Here is a 22,069-nt window from a genome sequence, read left to right on the forward strand (position 1 = left end):
ACAATCTATTCCTTCTCTTCACGGAGAGGTCAAAAAATCCGATTCCGGCATCTCGGAATCGGATTTTTCATTTATTGCGCCTCAATATATAGAGAATTCAGAAGTTAATTGGCAGGACCCAGATTAATCAAGCTGACCTCGGATAATGAGACGGTTGTGTTGCCATCTTGCACACCATCAATGTTACCCAGATCAAATGAGATTCGAGTATTCGCATAGCTGTCTTCTGTTGCATCAAATGTAAACGTGAACTCCTGTTCTTCTGGAGTCAAATCAACTCGTGCCCCAAAGAACCCATGCCATTCATAGTTGGCAGCGGCATCGACCCATCCAATCCCCAAACCCAATTTCCTGGACTTCTCCGCTTTGGCTTTAAACGTTAATTTATATTTAAAACCTTGCTGTATGCCAAATCCTTCATTGATGACTTGACGATCCCATGGATGCTGTCCTGCATGACCAATCTTGGCATGAAGCTGTTGATTGCTAACTTGCATCTCAAGGTCCGCTGCATTATCATCCGCGTGGGTAAACCAACCTTCCTTACCTTTGGAAAAGTCTCCATTGGGAATAAGGTTAACATGAGCTGGCTGCCCTCCTTGATCTGCATTCGGATTAACTTCATATAACTGCACGTTATTGATGTTAATCGAGTGTTCACCTGTAGATAGCGGATACCCTAATCCAAATGCAAGCATGGCTGCCGAATCGGAGGTATCCCCCATGGTGAAAGTATAAGTATACGACTTTTGATCCGCAGTTAATTCCACTTCTTCTTCAAAATACTTCACAAAATCCCCTGCATTCTGAGAAAGAACCGCTTGCATGGATTTAGGACCTGAAGCAGATGCCTCGAAGGTAAGTCGGTACGTTTTGTTTGCATCCAGTTTGATCTGACCTTGTTGCAACAAAGCATCCCACCAATGTTCATTTGTACCAGGCAATTTAATCGTTAATCCTTCGCCCTCGTCATGTGAGGCTGTCAGATGATTAGGAATTAGCTCCCAATGATTCAGATCAGCTGTTAGCTCACTGTTCTGAATTTTGTTGTGTGAAATATCCACCCAACGTGTATTATAATCTGCTCCTTCAAAATTCACATAATAGGGTTTGCCTGCTGTCAAGTTGACCCCTGGAAAATACACCATTTTATATGCTTGCCATCCACCCGTGTCTCCGAGACTCAGGTCTGATTGTGCAACGGTTGTCCCTTGTTCATCCTGAATGCTGAACTGAACCTTGGAATCACTTTTTCCACTGGCCATTCGGGCAGACAGAACATATACTCCGTCTTGAGCTACATCGATTTTATATTGCAGCAGATCTCCCTGATCCATGTAACTGACATGTTTTCCTCCTTCTACGGAGTCCTCCAGTTGTAAGCCTTGCATCATCCAGGCTTCGGTTGCAGGTACATGTGCGTAGCCATGCACTTACAGAGGTTTTCCGCGTTTCGTCAGACGAACATTGTCCACATATACCTTACCTTTAGAACTGCCGAATAACAGTCTTAACTCGGATTGTGCGGTTGTTGCTCCATCTCCAATGATAATTTCTCCAGTGAATGTTTTCATTTCTTGGTTCAAGGAGAGGTTTTGTCCTTGATGGACCTGCACCGTATGCCCATTACTGCTGACAACATCAATGTCGAGGCTTCGCGGTGTGTCTGCCTTGGCATCTAAGGAGAAACCATACGTTGTATTCGCTTCCAGCTTCAAATCCGGTTGGTTCACCGATACTTGCTGTGGGTCACCATTCGTTTGAGTAACATCAACAACTAGCTGACGCTCCATAATCGGGAATTTCGAAAAGTTATTTACACTTATATTGGCTGCCGCACTGTCCTGAATGCTGTTTGACCAGAATCCCAGACGCTCCTTGCCTTGATCGAATGTGCCATTGTAAATAAAGTTGCCATCAGGTAGGGCGTTTCGTTCGACAGTTAACGGATCAGCTTCACCCACCTCGATCAGTCTGACATTGGCAAACCAAACGATTGTATCATCCAGCCCCAGATTAAATTCGAATCTGGCATTGTTATCCGATCCATCCCGCATATTGAAGGTATAATCATAGGTTTGCCAATCTGTCGTGAGTGCAAAGGTGTTATCACCCGAATAATTGGTCCAACTTTTTTCGAATTGGTTCACTTTGGACATGATTGTACGGTTAGCAGATGCTTTCGCATCAAATTGTATCTTGTACTTTTTGTTTTTCTTGATATACATCGGCATCTGAGTGAGTTGAACCGAGTAGTTTTCAGTTCCTGATGCATCAATGGTAACTTCTGCTGCCTTCCCTTTCTGCTCATCCGTTACAACTTTGACACTGCCAGCTCCATCAGCATTTGTAATGAATTTCCACTGAAGAGGCACTCCATTGTCTGCAGACCCTTCCGAAAAACGATCATTGTAGATTTGATTGCCATCGGTTTGTGGTTCACGTTGTTGTGCAGGCTCGATGGGATTTGTTGTTACATCAGGCCATGTGTCTAGATTTTTGTAAGAATATACTCGCACAAAATCAACATTCATCTTTTCGGAAGTGAAGTTGCTTTCAGGTGAGCCCGGCCAGTCTCCTCCAACTGCCAGATTCAGAATCAGATAGAATGGACGATCAAATGGTGCAGGGAATGTATAATACTCGGGTTGGCCCGCAGCCTTCGTTTGCCAGTTGGTCACTTCATGATGCAGCTTTCCATCCACATAGAAACGAATCATACCCGGCAACCATTCCACCTGGAAATCGTGATAATCGTCAGCGAAAGTTTCTCCCTTGGGAAGAGTAAGGCTTCCCTGATCATGTCCATGGGAGCCGTCAGGCTTCACACTGTCATAATGCAATGTGCTATATACCTTGTTATTACTCTCTTTGCCACCAATTAGCTCCATAATATCGATTTCTCCAGAGGCAGGCCATCCACCATAATGTGCTTCATCCGTTGGCATCATCCATATGGCAGGCCACATGCCTTTTTCAATAGGAAGCTTTGCACGTACAACTACTTTACCGTAGGTCCAGTCGCCTTTTCCCGTGGAGATCAGTTTGCCAGAGCTGTAATCCTTACCATTTTTCGGACCCTTTTTTGCTTCAATTTGCAACACGCTTCGATTCTGATCTTTCGTAATGCGAGTGTTATCCGGGCTGTAATATTGCATTTCATTGTTATAAACGAGTCCTGTATCCTGCACGGTCCATTTGGAAGAATCAATCGCGGGCCCGTTGAACTCATCATTCCAGACCAGCTCCCATTGATCATGCGGAATCGTTGTTGCAGGAACCGGTTTTTCGCCCGCCGGATTGCTTGGTGTTGATGGTGTAGACGGTGATTGTCCGTCTGGAGAAGATGGTGTGGGTGTGCTTGTCACATTTGTTGAACCACCAGGCTGCGAGGAAACAGGTTGTTGGGCTTCACCCACCATGGATGTGCGCAATCCTTGTTTTACTTTCTCTCCGTTGATCACAACTTCATCGGCATCTACACTCAACTTTTGGATCGTACCTTTGGTATCCATTCGAGTCTGACTCGCTTCTGCATGGATATTCATGGAATCAATCAGGCTGTTTGAAGAGATCTCCAGAATGGATCTCTGCATTACATGCATCTCCTGAATGTTGCTTTCTTCCGTAATGGCAACTCTGACGGGCTCCCCACGTTTGTCAACGACTACTCGATGCAGCTTGGAGTTGTTAATGTTGATGGAATGACCTCCTCCGCCTTTAATGATGACACTTCCTGTGACAGTTACGCCCTGAAGAACAACAGATCCCTCGTCAATGCCTTCTGCCAGCAGCAGATTTCCATTAACAATCATATTTTTTAACGTGACATCCGTTGAATTAATAATCAAGTTGCCATCCACCCGCGACTCATAAATACCAGGAGCACTTTTCACATCTGCAATCATCTCCGACAACATTGCTGCCGTCTCTGCTCGTGTAATCGGGGATTTGGGATTTAATTTACCTTGGAAACCTTTAAGAATATTTTCGTTCACCATATAGGTAAGCGCTTTCTTTGCATAACCTGAAATATCAGCTGCATCCTGAAATTTCAATTGTTCACTATCTTCATTTGTAGCCGCTGAAAGTTGAAAAGCTCGATCTACCATAACCGCTGCATCTTGTCGCGTAATCGGTTGTTGTGGTGACAGATGATCACGATCTGTTCCTTCGATGATGCCAGAACCATTCGCTCGTACCATCACGTCATAGTACCAATCGTCTGAAGTCACATCCACATGTGAACCAGTCGCCGCATTACCAGTGAAACCAAAGGCTCGATCGAGAATCATCACGAATTCAGCTCGGCTAATGACCTCACTGGGCTTGAATGTACCGTCAGTATAACCTTTCAATAGATTCAAATCTTGCAACCGTGTAACTGCAGATTGTGACCAATGCCCGGTCAGGTCTGTATAGGGAACAGAGAAGTGCAGGCTTTTCGCCTGCACATTTCCCACCTCCGCTTGACCCTGTACACTTTCTGCTCCAACAGTTGCTGGATAAACGAGAGAAGCCATTAAACTCCATGCCACCATACATGCCAGTCCTTTTCTCATCCTTCTTCCTCCCTCAGCTCAGTTATCCTTGCATTTGCATAGCCTATTCCTTGACTGCTCCAATAACGATCCCCTTAACGAAGAAACGTTGTAAAAACGGGTATACCATCAGGATCGGAAGCGCGCCGATAAAGATCTGTGCTGCCCGTACGGTTCGCTGCGAGATATTTTCCAACATGGAAGGATCGACGTTGATTTTGCTGAGATCTTGCTGAACGATAATGGTCTGTAATAGAGATGCAAGCGGATAATTTTTAATATCAGACATATAGATCATGCCGTCGAACCAGGAGTTCCACTGATACACCATCGTAAATAAGGACAAGGTTGCAATAGCTGGAAGCGACAGTGGTACGTAGACCAGAATCAACGTTTTGATATGACCTGCTCCATCCAAATAGGCTGCTTCCTCAAGTTCTTTGGGCAGTCCGCGGAAGAAGTTCATCATGAGAATAACGTTCCACACGGACAGTGCTCCAGGCAGAATAAGTGCCCAGATTGTATTCATCAAGCCAAGCTTCTGGATCAGAATGTAACTTGGAATCAAACCGCCGCTGAACAAAATGGTAAATACGAAAAACCACGTATATAAGGAGCGTCCTTTAAAACTGATATCTTCCTTCGACAACGGAAATGCGGTTAAGAGCATGATGACCATACCAATGATCGTCGCAATTACAGTCCGTTTAAGTGATACGATCAAGGAGTTAATGAAGTTTGAATTCCCGAATGTTTTCACATATGCGTCGGTTGTGAACCCGATGGGCCAGAAGGTAACCAGGTTTGATGATGCTGGCGCCATACTGCTGAATGAAACAGCCAATATATGAATAATTGGTAAAATGCAGAGTATCGATAATATCCCAAGAAAAGTATAGTTAGCGATGCTGAATATGCGGTATCCTTTTGTTTTATAATACAAGCCCTTTTCTCCTCTCTAGAAAACTCGATAATTAGCTAGTTTGTAAGCCATTCTGTACGATATAACAATCAAAATGGTAGCTACCACTGATTTGAATAACCCCACTGCTGTGGCGAAGCTCATCTTCCCGTTTAGAATCCCGAGTCGATATACAAAGGTGTCAATGATGTCGCCTTTGTCATACACAAGCGGATTGTACAAGTTGAATACCTGATCAAAACCGGCGTTCAGGATATTGCCGATAGAGAGTGTCATCAGTACGATTGTAATCGGCATTAATGCCGGAATCGTAATGTGCAGCGTCTGTTTAAATCGGTTGGCCCCATCCACCTCGGCAGCCTCGTAGAGTGCAGGATTAATTCCTGAGAGAGAAGCCAGAAATACGATCGTACCAAAACCAAATTCTTTCCACACATCACTGAGGATCAGCGTTATTCGGAACCATGTACCGTCCCCTAGGAAGAAGATCGGTTCTCCTCCAAAGGCTACGACAAGCTGGTTGACCATGCCGCCCTGAGGAGACAGGATATCGAGCAGAATACCACCGAGAATAACCCATGATAGGAAATGCGGTAGATACACAAGCGTTTGACTCACTCTCTTGAATGCCGTCAAGCGCACTTCATTGAGCAAAATGGCAAACAGGAATGGAGCGAACAGTCCTGCGATGATTTTGAAAAATGCAATGACCAGCGTATTCCAGATCACCTGACCTACGTCCGGATATAAGAATAAATATCGAAAATTGTCCCAACCCACCCATTTGGATTCAGAAAATCCCAAGTATGGCTTGAAATCCTGAAAAGCAATTACAATGCCACCCATCGGTATGTACTGAAACACCAGTGCCAGCAATACAGCTGGAATGAGCATCATATGCAAGGTCCAGTTCCGTTGCATATTCCAGCGCTGTTTAACCCTGGTGGAGCGCCGTTTATGCGGCGTTTCTAACGTATGTTCCTTCACTCCTGCATCCCCCATGTTCTAAATTTTGTATTTTACAAGTCATCGTGAACTTGTATATTAAAATTATAGCAATGGAAATTTGTGATCTATATCCTAATATTGCAACAACGATATCAATATTTTAATAAGATTAAGGAGGTTGGACTTTGTTCACACGCTTGAATGTCTTTACCAAAATTACACTGTTGTTTGTGATGCTGCTTATTCTGGTGCTGTTTCTCTATACATACTCGAACCGGGAAAGCGTGCGTGTTATCGAACACGAGATTCAGAACAATACGATGAATCATCTATCGACATTTGCTGATTCAGTAGAATCCAACATTTACCAATTGTCATTGTATGGGATGTCTATTGGGCAAGATTCGAGTATTCAGGAATATCAACGCCCCGACTATAAGGACATTCCCTATGAACGTGTGAAAGTTGGAAGTGCCATTCTGGAAAAGATGAATCTGTACAACGCAGCAAGCAAATGGCATTCGACCATCACACTATACTTCCCAAGGATGCAAAAAGTGATATCAACGGATTATTATGCTTACATTCCGTACAGGGATGATGAATTTAAGGAGCCTCTCTCGCAGTCCTGGACCTATGCCGACAATCAGTTTATCTGGTACACTACCGATCCAACGACAGCGATGGCGAGACCTGGCAAAGCAAGATTGATTACCAAAATCAGTTTTCCAGTTCATCACTTAACTGCACTTCTTAATCAAAACAAATTAAATAATAAAGGTGATCCGTTCATGTTCCATCCCGATTATGGATTAATCAGCAATAGTTCTGGAAAGGAAACCTTGAACGCAATCCTGCCTTCCCTGAAAGACGCAAAACTGCAGGCCAGCGGTGGATTCAGTACAACGTTGAACAAAACGGAATATTACGTCTCCTATATTCAATCCAAGAGCCTCGGCTGGTATTATGTTGACTATGTGCCTATGCAGCAAATTTTGAAACCGATTACGAGCAGCCGGAATCTTTTTTACGCTTCAATTGCCGTTCTGATCGTGATGAGTGTTGTTGTATTATATACACTCTACCGAAGTGTGCAGCTTCCACTCTTACAGTTGGTGAAAGGGACAAATCGCTTGTCCACTGGGGACTTTTCCGTTCGGCTTCATCATTCTGCACGCAATGAGTTCAGCTTGTTATTTGCACGTTTCAACATCATGGCTCAACGAATTCAAGAATTAATCGAGAATGTATATGAGGAGAAATTAAGAAGTCGGGAAGCCACGCTCAAACAGTTGCAGTCGCAGATTAATCCGCATTTTCTATATAACTGCCTGTTCTATATCAAGAACATGGCCCGAATGAAAAATGAAAAGGCCGTGGTAGCCATGGCACTGAATCTGGGGGAGTATTACCGATACATAACCAGGTCCGAAAAGGATCAAGCCACGCTTCGTGAAGAGCTGACGATGGTCAAAAATTATTTGGAAATCCAGTCACTTCGTCTGGAACGAATGCATTTTACAATCGACGTGCCCCATGATATTTTAGATAAAACAGTTCCCAGACTAACCCTCCAGCCTATTATTGAGAACGCTATTATTCATGGTCTGGAGCCCAAATCGGTAGATGGTGAGATTAAAATCTATGCGGACTGCGAGGATGATGTGTACACGATTATCGTGGAGGACAGCGGGCTTGGCATGTCTGAGAAACAGCTTGATCATCTGAGAGATAATCTTCTTAAACCGCTGGATGAGAATATGGGATGTGGTACATGGAATGTCCATCAGCGTTTATCTTTTCTCTACGGTGAAGGATCTGGACTATCTTATGATCATTCTTCAATGGGTGGGATTAAAGTTAACATCACATGGCACGACAATACAGACAAGTAGGTGAACGACCCATGCTGCAAATATTACTAGTTGACGATGAACGTTCCGTCGTGGAAACGCTGGCAGAGACCATTCCGTGGGAAAGCTGCGGGATCGGTACAGTTCATGAAGCCTTATCCGGTGCAGTAGCGCTGGAAATTATGGACAACCACGACATTGACATTGTAATTACGGATATACGTATGCCCGAAATGTCAGGCATTGCGCTGATTACAGCGATTCATGAAAAGTGGCCTCATGTGCAGACGATTCTGTTATCAGGTCACGCCGACTTTGAATATGCCAAACAGGCAATTGCGCAGGAAAGCTTTGATTACTTGCTGAAACCTGTTAGCGATGAAGATCTGATCGAATCCGTGCAACGTCTTGTTCATCGAATTAAAGAAAAGTGGGAAACAGCAGCATCTCATCAAAGAGCCTTACACGCCTTTCAGGATCATCTGCCATTGCTTCAATCCACGATGCTGCATGAGTTGCTGACTGGGAAAGTCTATGATCAGAAGACGCTGGCAGACAAGCTTGATCTGCTGGAGCTTCCTTACTCCGTAGGAGAAGATCTCGGCATGCTGATTATCCGTATGGAGAAACATCTATCCGATATGGCGCACGGTGACCTGGCCCTAATGGAATATGCGATATGTAATATCATAAGTGAAGTAATGCATAATCATTTTCATATCTGGCATACACGTGACGTGCACGATTACATTGTTGTTCTGGTAAGCATGAAACATTCCACAACGATGAGTTATAGCCGGAGTGAGACGCCTCAGACATTGCTTGAGCAGTATGCTGCCCAGATTCAAACCAATGTTCAGTTATACCTGAAAGGTGCAATCTCCATTTCCGTCTCCAGTTGGGGCAAGTTTCCCCACGAAATTGGAGAACTCTATGAGCGAACGGTTATGTCCATGCGTAAACGGATGGGTCAGGTGCAAGGTTTGTTTGTCACCGCTTCCGATGAAACGGATGCTAATCCTCTACATACGATCAGGTCGCTTTATCAGCCACCAACCTTGATTAGCTTGCTCGAAGCTGGTCGCTTTGAGGATGTGGAACAGAAAATCGAACACATATTTGAGGAACTGCTGCATTCCAATGAACATCATGATATTGCGGAGTCAACCTTCGAGGTGTATTTTGCTATTGCAGGCGCCTTTGCGTACATCATTCATAAAAATGGCAAACAAATCTCTTCTTTGATTCCAGCAGAGTCCTATCGTTACTTTCAAGCTCCCAGCTACTCCACTGCGCAGCAGCTACAGGACTGGTCCTTGCGTACACTTCATTACATACGAGATGATGCTGAACAAGAGCTTAGAGACAATCACAGCACCATTGTGCGCAGCGTCAAAAGTTTCGTCGACCTTCATCTGGCTGGAGATGTATCGCTGCCTGCAATTGCCGACCATGTGCATCTGCATCCAGTGTACTTGTCCAAGGTATACAAAGCGGAGACAGGTGAAGCACTTACTGCTTATGTGTACCGGTTAAGAATGGAGAAAGCAGCCTATCATTTGCGAACATCAACCGCCAAAGTGTTTGAGATTGCAGAACTTGTCGGTTACAACAATACCGCATATTTTATTCGAGTTTTCAAGAAATTTTATGATCTTACACCGCAGGAATATCGGGAAAATCTGCCGGTTTAAAAAAGTACTAAAGCCAGACTTGACGTTCTGGCAATCTCTTCGGTTTCCCCTTCTCCATATCAAATACAAAAAGGCATTGCCGGAGATCTTCTCCGGCAATGCCTTTTTGGTGCTTATGTGGCCGCGATGAATCAATTCATCCATCCCTGCGTCATCCTATTTGCCGCTTTTCACGGAATCATACCACTCGTTAACTTCTTTCGTAATCTGATCTCCGCCTGAAGACTTCCACTTCTCAACAAATGAGTCGAACGCATCAACAGAGGTTTTGCCATATACAATTTGAGAGAAGGTATCTTTCTCCATCTTCGTCAAAATATCATTGTTCATCTGCATTGTCATTGAAGGTGCACCGGTAAACATTTGATTGAACACGATATCTTTTTGATCCAAAACAATCTTGGCTGCATCAAGCATAGGTACTGGTACACCTGATTTGATTTTCTTCTCAAACGGTGTAGTTGCTTCTTCACCGCTTGCCAGCTTGGCAAGTGTTGTCATGCTTAGATTGGGAATACGCGCTCCATCAAAAGTCAAAGTGTACTTCTCGGGAGCATAACCACCCGTAAGACTTGCATCGGTTGATGGTTTCCCATCTACCATAACCCAATCGTATCCTTCCGCAAATCCATGCTCAAACTCATCGCCCTCTTTAGGATTCGCATAGTGATCAAAGAGATAGTTCTGATAGGTGAAAAAGGCTTCCGGATTTTTCATGTCTTTGTTAATCAGAACTACGCCATTTCCGTTCGACGTCCCATGTCTGCCTGCTTGACCGTTTGGACCGGAAGGAATGGGATACGCTTTGTATTCAGCCTCAGGATTGTTTTTCTTCACATCCTCCAGCGGCCAGGATGGCATCCAATGAGGACCGACCACAATACCTGCTTTTCCGGCAGTAAATTCTTCAGCAGCTTTTGTCTCGTCATACACACCGGCTTCTTCCGGGATATAACCTTTGCTCATCCAGCTCTGTAATTTGGCCAAAGCCTGTTTTGCACCAGGTGTAACGGAACCGTATTCAAGTTTTCCGTCTGCCGTCAGATTCCATTGGTTTGGCATTGTACCATAAGCGCCAAATACCCACCCAGCTTCAGACATCCATGTGTTCAGCCAGTTCTTGAAGCCAATGGTGAGTCCGTAAGTGTCCTGCTTCCCATTGCCATCCGGGTCTTGATTCGTAAACGTTTCCATAATGACTTCAAGATCATCTATAGTTTTAGGTGCTTCCAGATTAAATTTCTTCATCCAGTCTTCACGGATCCACATGACAGGATCACCATTATAGGAATAGTCCAGAATCGGAATACCGATCTTTTTGCCATCTTGCATGTATGGATACCATACGGAAGGATCTTCGTTTACAGCTGCTTTCCATGTGTCGCTGGCATATTTGTCAAACAACTCGCCGGCATCGACAAATTTTCCGGACTCAATCAATTCACGCACCAGATTGAATTCGCCGCGATATGAAATAATGTCCGGCATGTCCGCATTGGAAGCCAGTGACAGACGCAGTTTTGTCTCAAATGCATTATTGGTAGAAGGAGATATCCACTGGTTTTTCAACTCAATCCCGAGTTTCTCCTTGGCCCATTTTGTATGGACGTTGTTATCCTGATCCTCACCTGACTTAAACTTCACGTCTGGACCCCATGGTCGTAAATACGTAATGGATACTGGTGGATCATACTTCCCATTTTTGAGTTCCAACGTTGTCGCTGGTGTACTCGATTCTGTTTTCTTGTCGTTCCCGTTACTACACCCACTCAAGGCTGCAGATAGGGCCAATACACCGATCATGACCAAACTGCCTACTCGTCTCTTTTTACTTGTGTCCAACTTCGTTCCCCCAGTCTATGTAATGTTGCTTACAGGTTAATCATAATGAATGTATGATATTTATGCCCATACTAATATTGCAACATTTATTGCATTAATTTAGGATATTGGATATTGAATACATATATTGAATAAATACAATGCCTGAATATAGAAAAAAGCAGCCGCTAACGGCTGCTTCAGTCTGCTTAATTACTCGTATATTTAACCCAATCGTACTCAGCATAGAGCGGATTGGCCCCGTTATAAGGACCGAGCCAGCTATCTACTCCTGTTCCATTCCAGAGGTTCATCATGATTTTTCCAGGTGTTTTAGGAATATTGCTGGTTGCCGTGTGTTTCAATACACCATCAACATACCATTTGATGTGTCCCGGCTGCCAGTCAAATGCATACGTATGGAAGCCCTGGGATGCATCAAAACCTAGATTGATAACCTTCTCATGATTACCAACGCCATTGGTATAATAATTAAACTGCACTTTGGTTGTGTCTTTTCCTAAAAATTCGATATCAATCTCATCCCATTGGGTGCCATGTGCAGGGCCTGTGTATGTGAAAAAAGACGATACTACACCTGTGTTCTTGGCAGGTTTCATACTGACTTCATACAAGCCGTACCCATACGTATTTGTGGTACGATACTCTCCGCAATCAAACTTGTTCTGTGCAGAGCTGGTCAAACCAAGCTTAAGCTTGCCGTCACTTGTAAAATTAACATTGTTAGCCCTCCACGTACAGTTAAACATGCTCCCATTGGAATACCCATCCGCTTTTTGCCACGTACTTGCGTTAAAATAGGTTAGAGGTTCCCAGAAAACATAACCCGCGAAAGCGCTTACCGAAAAAAACAAAGAGATGACACCAGTTACCGCCAAAGTATACCAAGACTTCCTTTTCATCATACACCTCCATGAATGATTCCAACATGTACAAGCAGAACAATAATAGATAGCGCTTACATGGTTGGTATTTCCATTTTATCTGGAAGTATAGTGGTACACTATAGCAAACTTCAAAGCAGAGATATTCAATTTTTAAGATCCTCATTCTTGTATCTAAGCATGTCATGTTAAGACTATGCCAGTTTCATAAACGTAAGATTGATTGAATGAAGCGCCTGCCCTTCAGCATAGAAGGAATCAGGCGCTCCATGAAAACCATTTTTACCTATATCTCAACATGTTTGTTAATTTATTCACCCTAAAAGGGTCTATTTCGCACCAGCTCGTACCAAAATTTCTTCAATTTCCTTAAAGTCTTTATTCTTTGCATGACTGAGCGGTGATACCCCATCACGATCTGGTATGTTCACGTCTGCTCCATGATCAATGAGTAATTGTATCGTCTCCTGCTGCTGAGCATTGCCATCGTTAAGAATGATCGCTTCGAGTAGTGCTGTCCATCCCAATTGATTCACATGGTCCACATCCACCGAAGTTTGAGTCAGTAATTCTTGCACTACATCCACATATCCATGCTCCGAAGCTGGAATAAGTGCTGTCCCTCCATATCGATTCGTTATCGTTGGGTCCGCTCCGGCCTCGATTGTCAGCTTCAAAATATCCAAGTATCCTTCAGCGCCAGCATACAGAAACGGGGTGTTTTTCATATCGTCCTGTATATTCACGTCTGCCCCCGCTTCAATTAACACTTTAGCCGATGTTGGATCATTATTGTAAGTTGCAATCATTGTAACGGTTCGTCCAGTCTGATCTTGAGCATTGATACTGGCGCCTGCTTGAATCATTTGTTCGATGCGTTCAGTATCGCTGTCCTCTACTGCCTTGAACAGCTGTTCATCTGCTGAAGTCATGGCCTTTACCTCTACGTTAGAGTCGTTTCTCATTTCAGGCACGCAGCCTTGGACGATCAACATACTACTTATCAGGACAACGATGATCAGCGATTTACTCATACTGTCTCCTTTATTCCAGTGTCAAGGTGACCGAAGAAGCGATACTCCAACCCCCAACTGGGTTTATTGTATACGTAGTACCCGGAGTCAACTTCCCATCATTCGTTAGGTCGAATACACCCGTCGCACCTTTTCGACTTGAATATTTATAAGTGGCCGTCAGAACATCCCCGCTAGGTGAAGTTAACGTTACACTTCGACCAGAGAACAGTTCATCCCCAGGGTCCTGGTCAAGCGTAACTTCAATGGAGGTTTCGCTCACTGCTTGAGCATTTGCAACCACTAGTGCATCAAACGATTTCGCCGTAAATGAAGCATTTTCGATGTTGGCCCAATCCGAAGAAACCGTATATGTGACACCTGATTTCAGCGTTTGTCCTTCAGGCAAACGGAACTTCGGTTCTTGTTTACCATCTGTGGATTGCGTGAACGGAACATATCTGGCAATGATAGGCTCGCCACCTTCTGGCGTAATTACAACTTGTCTTGCCTGCATGGAAGAGATGATTTGAACCGTTTTGCCTCCTGCTTGCTCTTGATCATTCAGCACGAATGCATTAGCTCCTCGACCACCGCTGTAAGCCGAAATGATGTAACCATAATCCACTACACCGTTCACTTGCAGTGCTTCAATCTCGAATGTATCATTCGTTACTTGACTAGCCGTTGTCATGTTTATTTTCGTGGCACTGCCTTCAAAGGAACCAGCGTCTTGGCCTTTGTAAGTCAGGTTGTACACTTCACCAGCATCTTGTACGGACGTTGGAACGATGTAAGTCGCAATCGCCCCTGTTTTCAAACGGGGCATATTGGTTAACGTCAACCCGCCACTAAATGCAAAGTCCGTTTGTGCCTTGGCAAAAGCTTCATTCGTTGCTGTCAGCGGCTTGTCGAATGTGACAATTAACGTAATGGCATTCAGTGATCTAACGCTCTTGATTTGAGCTTGCTCCGAAGGAATAGCTTGGTGTGCGGTTTGCAACAACACTGCTGTTTCGCCACGCGTTGCCGAACCGTTCTCGGAGTAAAACTCGTTCATCCAATGGTGAACGGACTTTACATCACGTTGCATCGCTTTGGATACGACCTGTTCGAGTTCAGCATCCGACACTTGAGTCTGCGGATTGAATCGTCCATCGTTAGCTTGCATGATGCCGAGTTCAACAAGCTTTGACGCATATGGCGCATACCATGCATTGGGATTGACATCCGTTAATTCTACGGTTTCTCCCATCTTGCTCTCCAAATTAAACGTTTTGAAAACCAATGAAGCTAACTCCGCACGGGTAATCGCTCGATGTTCACCCATAGATTGATCTGCATATCCGTTCATGATCCCCAAGCTATTCAGATCCTTCATAGCAGCTTCGATCTGTTGTTGGGTAAGCTGTGCGGTTGTTGCCGCAATGTTAGTAACGTATGTAGCTGCATGTACGTGATTCGCAGTTAGCGGGAATACTGCTGTACCTAATGCAGTTATGGTTAGAAATGTAGCGATTTTGCGGGTTGTCGAATTCATAGTTGAATTCCTCCTCTATAGGTTGTAGTTGCCTGTATCTATAGAATAGAGGACAAAAAGAAACTCCCAAGGATAAAGTTATTAACAAAATATAAACTGGCTCTAAATTTTCAGGAAACTTATGCAGTAAATCGGTAGCCTGCGCCCCAGACGGTCTCAATATACTCCGGATTTTTGGGGTCTGTCTCCAGCTTCCCACGCAGTTTGCGAATATGGACGGTTACCGTTGCAATATCTCCGGTGGAATCCATGCCCCAGATCCGCTCGAACAGATCAGATTTGCTGAATACACGATTGGGATGACTCGCAAGAAATACAACTAACTCGAATTCCTTGGTTGTAATCGCCACCTCTTCTCCATTAACGAAAACACGGCGTGATCCTTTGTCAATGTGAAGCCCCCGAATGTGGATTTCATCCTGCTCAGCTGGTTTGTTTTTGCCAAGAAGTCTCTCGTATCGGGTCAAATGAGCCTTTGCTCGTGCAACCAACTCACTTGGGCTGAACGGTTTTGTAATAAAATCATCCACTCCCAGATTGAACGTCCGGATCTTATCGATTTCTTCCTTTTTTGCGGAAACAACAAGGATGGGCACCTCCTTTACCTCGCGAATGCGCCTGCAACATTCGAAGCCATCGAGTCCCGGAAGCATCAGATCAACAATGATCAGATTATAGTCCCCCTCCAGTGCCTGCTTCAGGCCTTCATCTCCAGTATGACAGAGCTCCACGGAAAATCCATTGAGCTCAAAATAATCCCGTTCCAGTTCCGCAATCGTTGTTTCGTCTTCAATGATCAAAATGTTTGCCATTACTTATTAGTCCCTCTCTTCATTCAGTCGTTTCAGTTTGATATATATGCTCGTGCCATCATTGGGCTGGCTTTCTGCCCAGATGAAGCCCCCATGTCCATCAATGATTTGCCGGGCAATTGCCAGCCCGAGCCCACTTCCGCCCGTTGAGGAATTCCGGGATTGTTCTGCACGATAGAAGCGTTCAAATATATAAGGCAGTGCCTCTTCAGGTATTCCCCTGCCATTATCTTTAAAGCCCATCGTAATCCATTTCTCATCGGCTTGAAGTGTAATCTCGAATCGTTTATGTTCATTCTCCATGTATTTGAGTGCATTATCCACCACATTAACAACGGTACGTTTTAACTTCTCCGGATCCACAGCAGCCATAGCTGGCCCAGACACCTGGTTATTCCAATCCAGGGCAACACCTTTATCCTCCAAATCGTATCTCAGTTCTTCAATGCTATCTTCAAGGAAATCAGCGAGATCAACTGTTTTAAACAGGAAAGGTTCTTGGTTCAAATCGAGCTTTGAATACAAAAACAGTTCATCCACCAGCTTATCCATGCTAACTGCTTTGGAGTGAATGATATTAACATAACTCTCCATTTTCTCCGGAGTATTAGCCACTCCGTCACGAATGCCCTCAATATAACCTTTGATATTGGTAATCGGCGTACGGAGATCATGCGAAATGTTGGAGATAAGCTCTTTGCGGTTCACTTCGTCCTGCTGACGTAACGCATAAGAGCGCTGCAATTGATTCCGCATGCTCTCAAACGCTTCGCTGAGTTGACCAACCTCGTCATTGGAGTTTAGCTGAAGTTTAAAGGATAGATTGCCATCCTTAATATGTTCGGCTGAACTTCGTAGTTGATTCAATGGCTTAATGAAGCTGCGCGTGATCCAGCGGAACAAGAGCAGATTTGCAATGATGAGGACGCCAATAAGCAGGAATGACATCACAGGCAGCAGCTTGCGAGTAAGCTCCGCAAAGGGGCTTCTCTCGCGAATGACAAAGATACTCCCCCGTTCCCCGTCTGAATATTGAAAATCAAATTTTGCATACGCATAAAACCGCTCACCAATATTGAAGGTGCTTCGAATCTGATAATTGTTAAGATCATAGGCAGGTAGTGCTTGCTTCAGTTCTGGCTGATTGAAGGTCAGCGATTCGAAAATCTGGCTATTCTCCCGTCTGACGTAGAGCCCTGACTTCTCAGCCCGCAGCTTCATGTCATATTCACGCAGTAAAACCTTGTTCTGCAGATCATCCGGGTCATTTTTGGCCAGGAACTTCATCTCTTGAAAGATCGATTCTCCCTGTTCAGTCAGGGGGTTGATCTGATAATGTACCTTGTAAATATCGCGGAAACTCTGTAGATCCCCTGTGGCCGCAATCGTATACAGACTTGCCGTAAGCAGGATGAACAGCAGACTTATAACAAGCATGCCCGTGAAGGACAGCAGCATTTTTATTCGAATTGACATGGGTTCCCCTTCTCAAACAAGCCATTGGATTAGTTAGTGCACATGTTAACACAAGATGGATTCTATTGCCCATATGTAAAAAGAGCTTTCTTTTTCATTATATATGTTGACAGTGATAATCGTTATCAATAATGTTGGAGAAGGTGCACAACGATTGATCTCAGAATCACCGACAAACATTATTGAAATGAGGTACGAAATGTGAACGTAGACGTTAATCAGTTAGCAGCGCATTTTGCACATATTCCTTTTCAAGTAGAAGGAGTATATCGATATGCTAGAAATCCGGGGGTTCCCCAGGCTGACTATACCGATTCTTTTCCTGGATTTGTATTTCCTCTTACAGGAAAAATACAATTTCAATTTGAGGGTACGCCCTATATCTTTTCACCAGGAAAAGTTGTACACGGGGGCGCGAAAATGAAACTGGATCAAACCGTGTTTCATAGAACGGACTGGGAATACATTCTCGTTTTATACCGGATATGTAGTTCGGACCTCGAGGAGACAAGCTTTTCCCATCAGCATTTTGAATTATCAACGGGTCAATCCCCACGTCTGATCGAATTAATCACGCGTCTTTGGCATGTGTATAATCAGCACGGAGGTATTTCAAAGTTTCAGACCGAGATGCTGTTTCGCGATGTACTGAATGAGACCTTAATATGTGTTGATCATAGGCAAAATAGTTGTGAATCAGATGTTTTATTCGAACGGGTCTCTACCTATATCCAAGAATACTATGATCAAAGTCTGACTGTCGCATCGCTGGCAGAACAAAATAACGTTAATCGAAATCGACTTTCCTACGTATTTAGAAGACATGCAGGTATGGGTCCAGCAGAATATGTATTGAAATATCGTATAAACATGGCACAGCAAATGTTATTGGCAAGTGATGCGTCTGTACAACAGATTGCTGAGACCGTTGGCATTGCTGACCCCTTTTATTTTAGCAGAGTGTTCAAGAAACAATGTGGTATTTCTCCTACGGAGTATCGTCTGAAGTTCATCAATAATCCATCCTGATTTCAATAGGTATCCATGTTATACAAAAGCCTAGATCAGTATACTGAACATAAAGGATTAATACACAGGAGGAATGACAATGCACTATCAAGCTATTCAATTAAATGAGGAATTTTCGAAATTAAACGATCTTTGGTCTCCGAAACTCATTGGTGAAATGAATGACTATCAATTTAAGATCGTTAAGATTGCTGGAGATTTTGAGTGGCATGTTCATGAGGAGACCGATAAGTTATTTTTTGTGCTCGAAGGGGAAATGATAATTGATTTTCGTGATGGGCAAGTGAAGATTTCCAAGGGCGAGATGTATATTGTCCCTAAGGGAGTCGAGATCAAGCCTTCCTCCGAAAAAGAATGTCATATCATGTTGATGGAGCCTGGAGGTGAAGTAAACACTGGCGGTACTAAGGCCGAATAAGCGTCAGTTATTGGAACCAGGAAGTCAATTTGCAATATCAGAGCCAGAGAGCCGATAACCGCGTAATAGGGGTTATCGGCTCTGCGTCTGTACGGCTAGCTCTTTGACATGCATTAATCAGCAATTTCTCGGTTATGTCACATGTTGCTGGTCTTCTTGATCAATTCCACACCATCGTATGCCAGGCTTTCCACACTTGCTGCCTTCTGCAGTATGTAATGATCAAAAAAGTTCTTTGCATAGTCTGTAACAATATTTCGCATCTCCATAGCATCCCGTTCACCTCTGAGTTCCTCATTAACACTGGTAAACATGATGTCACAGTAATCCAAATGTGCAACACGATCAATTGAGAAATAATAGGTTTCCATGCTATTGTTAGCGCCAATAATCGCATTCATATTATAGTTAGGTTCACAAAACAGTAGCAAGAAGGGTTTCTTAAGATCGCTGTCAAGAAGTCCAAACGCACCGCTATCCAAGCCAATCCCGCAGGCGAACCGGTCGTCATCCCGGCAAACCATCGCCGTCGTAGGCCCTCCATAAGAATGTCCGACTATACCCATGCCGATGTCAAGCAGCAATCTGTCCTTAAAGATGGAATTCAGTTCTCCAGAGTCCAGTTTGTAAAGATAATCGGCTACATACCTTACATCTTCTGCCTGTGATTCACTATACTCTGTTATCTTGGAAAGTATCGGTTGTGCAAGCACGTTACGGCACATCTCAATGGCAGTTTCATCGTCAGGACGCAACTCCATCTTACCAGCCAACGCCAGCATCTCCGGATCTTCACCAAACGCTGTAATGACATCCGAAAAATCCTTGGATACATTAAACAGACGTCCATCTTTACGCTTATACATCGTGCTATTCTGATGGCCGATGCTTACCACAACATACCCCATGCTTGCCAAGTCTGTACAGAGCACTGTACCCCATTCTGGAGAACCGCCTCCACCGCAAACATAGAATAACACTGGATAGCGCTTTTCCTTCCCGGAGAGAGCAAGGTCGTCGTAACACTGGGTCTTGATATCTATAGAGAAAACATCCTTCAACGCAGTGACAAGTGGCTGCTCATTAAACATCCCGTAGACTTCAGGAAACATGTACCTTGATGTAGTCTTACCTTCGCTACTGTCAGACGGATAGTACACAAAAGCGGTCAGTTCTCTTTTGGAGTAATCTGATGCCGTGTACTCAAAATCCATCTGGGTTCGACCGACAGTATAGCCGCCAATTGGTTCTGGAAATACGTCATAGGTTTTCATTTTCTTTCCCCCTTGAGATCGCTAACCATTTCAGAATATTTATGATCTTCAAGCAGTCCATGGCCCATAAATTCAGCAAAGTATTTGCTGATCTTATGTTGCAGCTTAGAGTCCTTAATATCGAATTCCCTAAAAAACAAGATTAAATTAAGCTGCATTGACTCAAACATAAAAGAAATCAGGTCGTCGTCAACATCAGGTCGGAGATACCCATCAACTCTCATTCGGCGTAAAATGTCCTTGATCATGGGGAATGACTCGCCCTTTAACACATTCACATATACTTTAAGCAAAATGTCCTCAGGAATATATGAAAATGTTTTAGTCAGTTTGATTTCCAACTCATTCAGTGGCTCGGTCACCATGCCATTAACGTTACCAAATAAGCCAGTAAGGAAATAGCTGTAAAGGGAATCTTCATTACTGTTATTAAAATATGCAGCTCTTTTCTGAGTCACATTACGTATTAAGTGACAATAAAGGTCATCTTTGTCTTCAAAATACCGATAAAATGTTCCGGGGTGCATGGACAAACTATCCAAAACCATCTTCATAGTTATATCCTCGTAAAGGTTATTAACAAAAAGATGCATAGCGCTATTCGATATTTCCTCGCGCCTTGCTTCATCTAAGCGAAAGAACGAATTTTTTGGCATAGATTACTCCTTAATGTATACTGTGAACTGATTCACACTATACCGATAATACATTCACAAGTCAACTAGTCTTGAAAGATTAATATCTTTATAAAAATTTAAAACCACTGTATTTAGATTTACAAAAAGATATTTTAACTACTTTTGATTGTGAAAAGATTTGGGAAGAAATATGCAAGAGCAGCTGATCACTCTGATCAGCTGCTCTTTGAGATGTTTGTATTATTATTCAGTTGGTGAGGGGATGTAATTCATGAATATCGGATCAGATATCTATTCAACGAGAAAGGACTTCAAGCACTTTACCACTTCCATCTTCAATAATACGTATACTGTTGTCTTCGATGAGTTGAATGGTACTATCTGAATTCAAAATTTCATGCTGCCCCGTTACCCCGTGAGCAATGGATTTGCGAATCAGACCTTTATTTTTGAATACCAACGTGTAAAGATCGTAGTCTTCCGTTTTTCGATTAGTGTGTTCAATGTTGACAATAAGTAGATTTTGGGGACTCCTGTTAAAATTTATCTTAAGATCATGAGTGTTCACATTCATGTCCTTGATCCCTAAGGGAATCGAACTCTTTTGTCCAGTAGAAGCATTCGTAATCTCAAGATCTCCTTTTGCAGTGCGAATGACATAGGTGTAACCCATGTTGCTGCCATAAAAAGTATCAGTATAATTGCTCAATCCAGTCACGGTTACCTTGTTCGTTTTCATATCTTGATGAGTCACTTCCCCGTCCAAAGCAGATGCAAGAAATCCTATGGGTACATAAAGGTGACTAATATACCACACCGGTTCTCTGCCCATATCTACTTTTTGACCATCCACTTCGGCAATGCTGCTTCCCAAGTGCACAACAATATGCTTCTGACTGCTCTTCAGTACGGCCGTATTATCATCTTCCATCCCCCACACTAGGCCTGCCTTAATACCCAGTGAGAAAAAACTTCCGTAAGTGACTCCATCCTTGATTAACGTCTGAACATGGTTGATACGACCGTCTGCCCACTGAATTTCCAAATCAACATATTTGGATGCTGCTTCAGATTTTTGAGCCCCCAATGGTAATAACACCGACATCACTAATGCAACGACAACTACTTTTTTAATTTGCTTCATTCTCACAGCGACTCACCCACTTCATGTAATTTTTAATCTTA

General features: G+C 43.6%; 17 protein-coding genes. 4 read left to right on the plus strand and 13 right to left on the minus strand.

Going from position 1 to position 22,069, the window contains the following annotated elements; all coding sequences use genetic code 11:
- Positions 1-104: 104 nt before the first annotated feature.
- Genes FE296_RS33630 through FE296_RS28085 form a run of 4 tightly spaced genes read right to left on the minus strand, consistent with a single transcriptional unit; the run spans position 105 to position 6,450 of the window.
- Positions 105-1,394, minus strand: coding sequence for a carbohydrate binding domain-containing protein (locus tag FE296_RS33630; protein WP_223869067.1), 1,290 nt, complete (start codon positions 1,392-1,394; stop codon positions 105-107).
- A gap of 39 nt (positions 1,395-1,433) precedes the next feature.
- Positions 1,434-4,562, minus strand: coding sequence for an S-layer homology domain-containing protein (locus FE296_RS28075; RefSeq protein WP_223869068.1), 3,129 nt, complete (start codon positions 4,560-4,562; stop codon positions 1,434-1,436).
- A gap of 43 nt (positions 4,563-4,605) precedes the next feature.
- Positions 4,606-5,484 carry a carbohydrate ABC transporter permease gene (locus FE296_RS28080; RefSeq protein WP_017688354.1) on the minus strand — a complete coding sequence of 293 codons (879 nt, stop codon included), beginning with the start codon at positions 5,482-5,484 and terminating at the stop codon, positions 4,606-4,608.
- Between the two features lie 15 nt (positions 5,485-5,499).
- Positions 5,500-6,450: an ABC transporter permease gene (locus tag FE296_RS28085; RefSeq protein ID WP_017688355.1), complete on the minus strand. Its 951-nt coding sequence runs from the start codon at positions 6,448-6,450 to the stop codon at positions 5,500-5,502.
- 146 nt (positions 6,451-6,596) lie between these two features.
- Between FE296_RS28085 and FE296_RS28090 the strand changes: the two genes are divergently transcribed.
- Positions 6,597-8,306 carry a sensor histidine kinase gene (locus tag FE296_RS28090; protein ID WP_091018941.1) on the plus strand — a complete coding sequence of 570 codons (1,710 nt, stop codon included), beginning with the start codon at positions 6,597-6,599 and terminating at the stop codon, positions 8,304-8,306.
- Positions 8,282-9,958 (plus strand): response regulator, encoded by a 1,677-nt coding sequence (locus tag FE296_RS28095; RefSeq protein WP_223869069.1) that lies wholly within the window; start codon positions 8,282-8,284, stop codon positions 9,956-9,958. Before FE296_RS28090 ends, FE296_RS28095 begins: the two co-directional genes overlap by 25 nt.
- A gap of 156 nt (positions 9,959-10,114) precedes the next feature.
- Here FE296_RS28095 and FE296_RS28100 read toward each other — a convergent pair whose 3' ends face one another.
- From FE296_RS28100 to FE296_RS28125, 6 genes are all read right to left on the minus strand, one after another.
- Entirely contained in the window at positions 10,115-11,800 is a 1,686-nt protein-coding gene (locus FE296_RS28100) for an extracellular solute-binding protein (protein ID WP_124114801.1), read from the minus strand.
- Between the two features lie 188 nt (positions 11,801-11,988).
- On the minus strand, positions 11,989-12,702 hold the full coding sequence (gene bglS / locus FE296_RS28105) for a beta-glucanase (RefSeq protein ID WP_105598802.1): 714 nt from the start codon (positions 12,700-12,702) through the stop codon (positions 11,989-11,991).
- A gap of 311 nt (positions 12,703-13,013) precedes the next feature.
- Positions 13,014-13,718, minus strand: a complete 705-nt coding sequence (locus FE296_RS28110; protein ID WP_150367173.1) for an ankyrin repeat domain-containing protein — start codon at positions 13,716-13,718, stop codon at positions 13,014-13,016.
- Positions 13,719-13,728: 10 nt separating this feature from the next.
- Entirely contained in the window at positions 13,729-15,237 is a 1,509-nt protein-coding gene (locus FE296_RS28115; protein WP_150367174.1) for an S-layer homology domain-containing protein, read from the minus strand.
- Between the two features lie 119 nt (positions 15,238-15,356).
- Positions 15,357-16,049, minus strand: coding sequence for a response regulator transcription factor (locus FE296_RS28120; RefSeq protein WP_150367175.1), 693 nt, complete (start codon positions 16,047-16,049; stop codon positions 15,357-15,359).
- A gap of 6 nt (positions 16,050-16,055) precedes the next feature.
- On the minus strand, positions 16,056-17,525 hold the full coding sequence (locus FE296_RS28125) for a sensor histidine kinase (protein ID WP_124114797.1): 1,470 nt from the start codon (positions 17,523-17,525) through the stop codon (positions 16,056-16,058).
- Between the two features lie 201 nt (positions 17,526-17,726).
- Between FE296_RS28125 and FE296_RS28130 the strand changes: the two genes are divergently transcribed.
- Together FE296_RS28130 and FE296_RS28135 are read left to right on the plus strand one after the other, a co-directional pair.
- Positions 17,727-18,554: a helix-turn-helix transcriptional regulator gene (locus FE296_RS28130; protein WP_150367176.1), complete on the plus strand. Its 828-nt coding sequence runs from the start codon at positions 17,727-17,729 to the stop codon at positions 18,552-18,554.
- Between the two features lie 79 nt (positions 18,555-18,633).
- Positions 18,634-18,972: a cupin domain-containing protein gene (locus tag FE296_RS28135; protein ID WP_150367177.1), complete on the plus strand. Its 339-nt coding sequence runs from the start codon at positions 18,634-18,636 to the stop codon at positions 18,970-18,972.
- A gap of 137 nt (positions 18,973-19,109) precedes the next feature.
- Here the strand turns inward: FE296_RS28135 and FE296_RS28140 are convergent, their stop codons facing one another.
- The 3 genes from FE296_RS28140 to FE296_RS28150 all read right to left on the minus strand — a co-directional run bounded on the left by FE296_RS28140 (position 19,110) and on the right by FE296_RS28150 (position 22,028).
- The gene (locus FE296_RS28140) at positions 19,110-20,246 is read right to left on the minus strand and encodes an alpha/beta hydrolase (RefSeq protein ID WP_150367178.1); all 1,137 of its coding nucleotides are present in this window, start codon (positions 20,244-20,246) and stop codon (positions 19,110-19,112) included.
- Positions 20,243-20,902: a TetR/AcrR family transcriptional regulator gene (locus FE296_RS28145; RefSeq protein WP_133384850.1), complete on the minus strand. Its 660-nt coding sequence runs from the start codon at positions 20,900-20,902 to the stop codon at positions 20,243-20,245. The genes FE296_RS28140 and FE296_RS28145 overlap by 4 nt, the downstream gene beginning before the upstream one ends.
- A 277-nt stretch (positions 20,903-21,179) precedes the next feature.
- Positions 21,180-22,028 carry a stalk domain-containing protein gene (locus tag FE296_RS28150; RefSeq protein ID WP_223869070.1) on the minus strand — a complete coding sequence of 283 codons (849 nt, stop codon included), beginning with the start codon at positions 22,026-22,028 and terminating at the stop codon, positions 21,180-21,182.
- Between the last annotated feature and the right edge of the window lie 41 nt (positions 22,029-22,069).

This window comes from Paenibacillus sp. UASWS1643 (genome assembly GCF_008693195.1).
Taxonomy (GTDB): Bacteria; Bacillota; Bacilli; order Paenibacillales; family Paenibacillaceae; genus Paenibacillus; species Paenibacillus amylolyticus_B.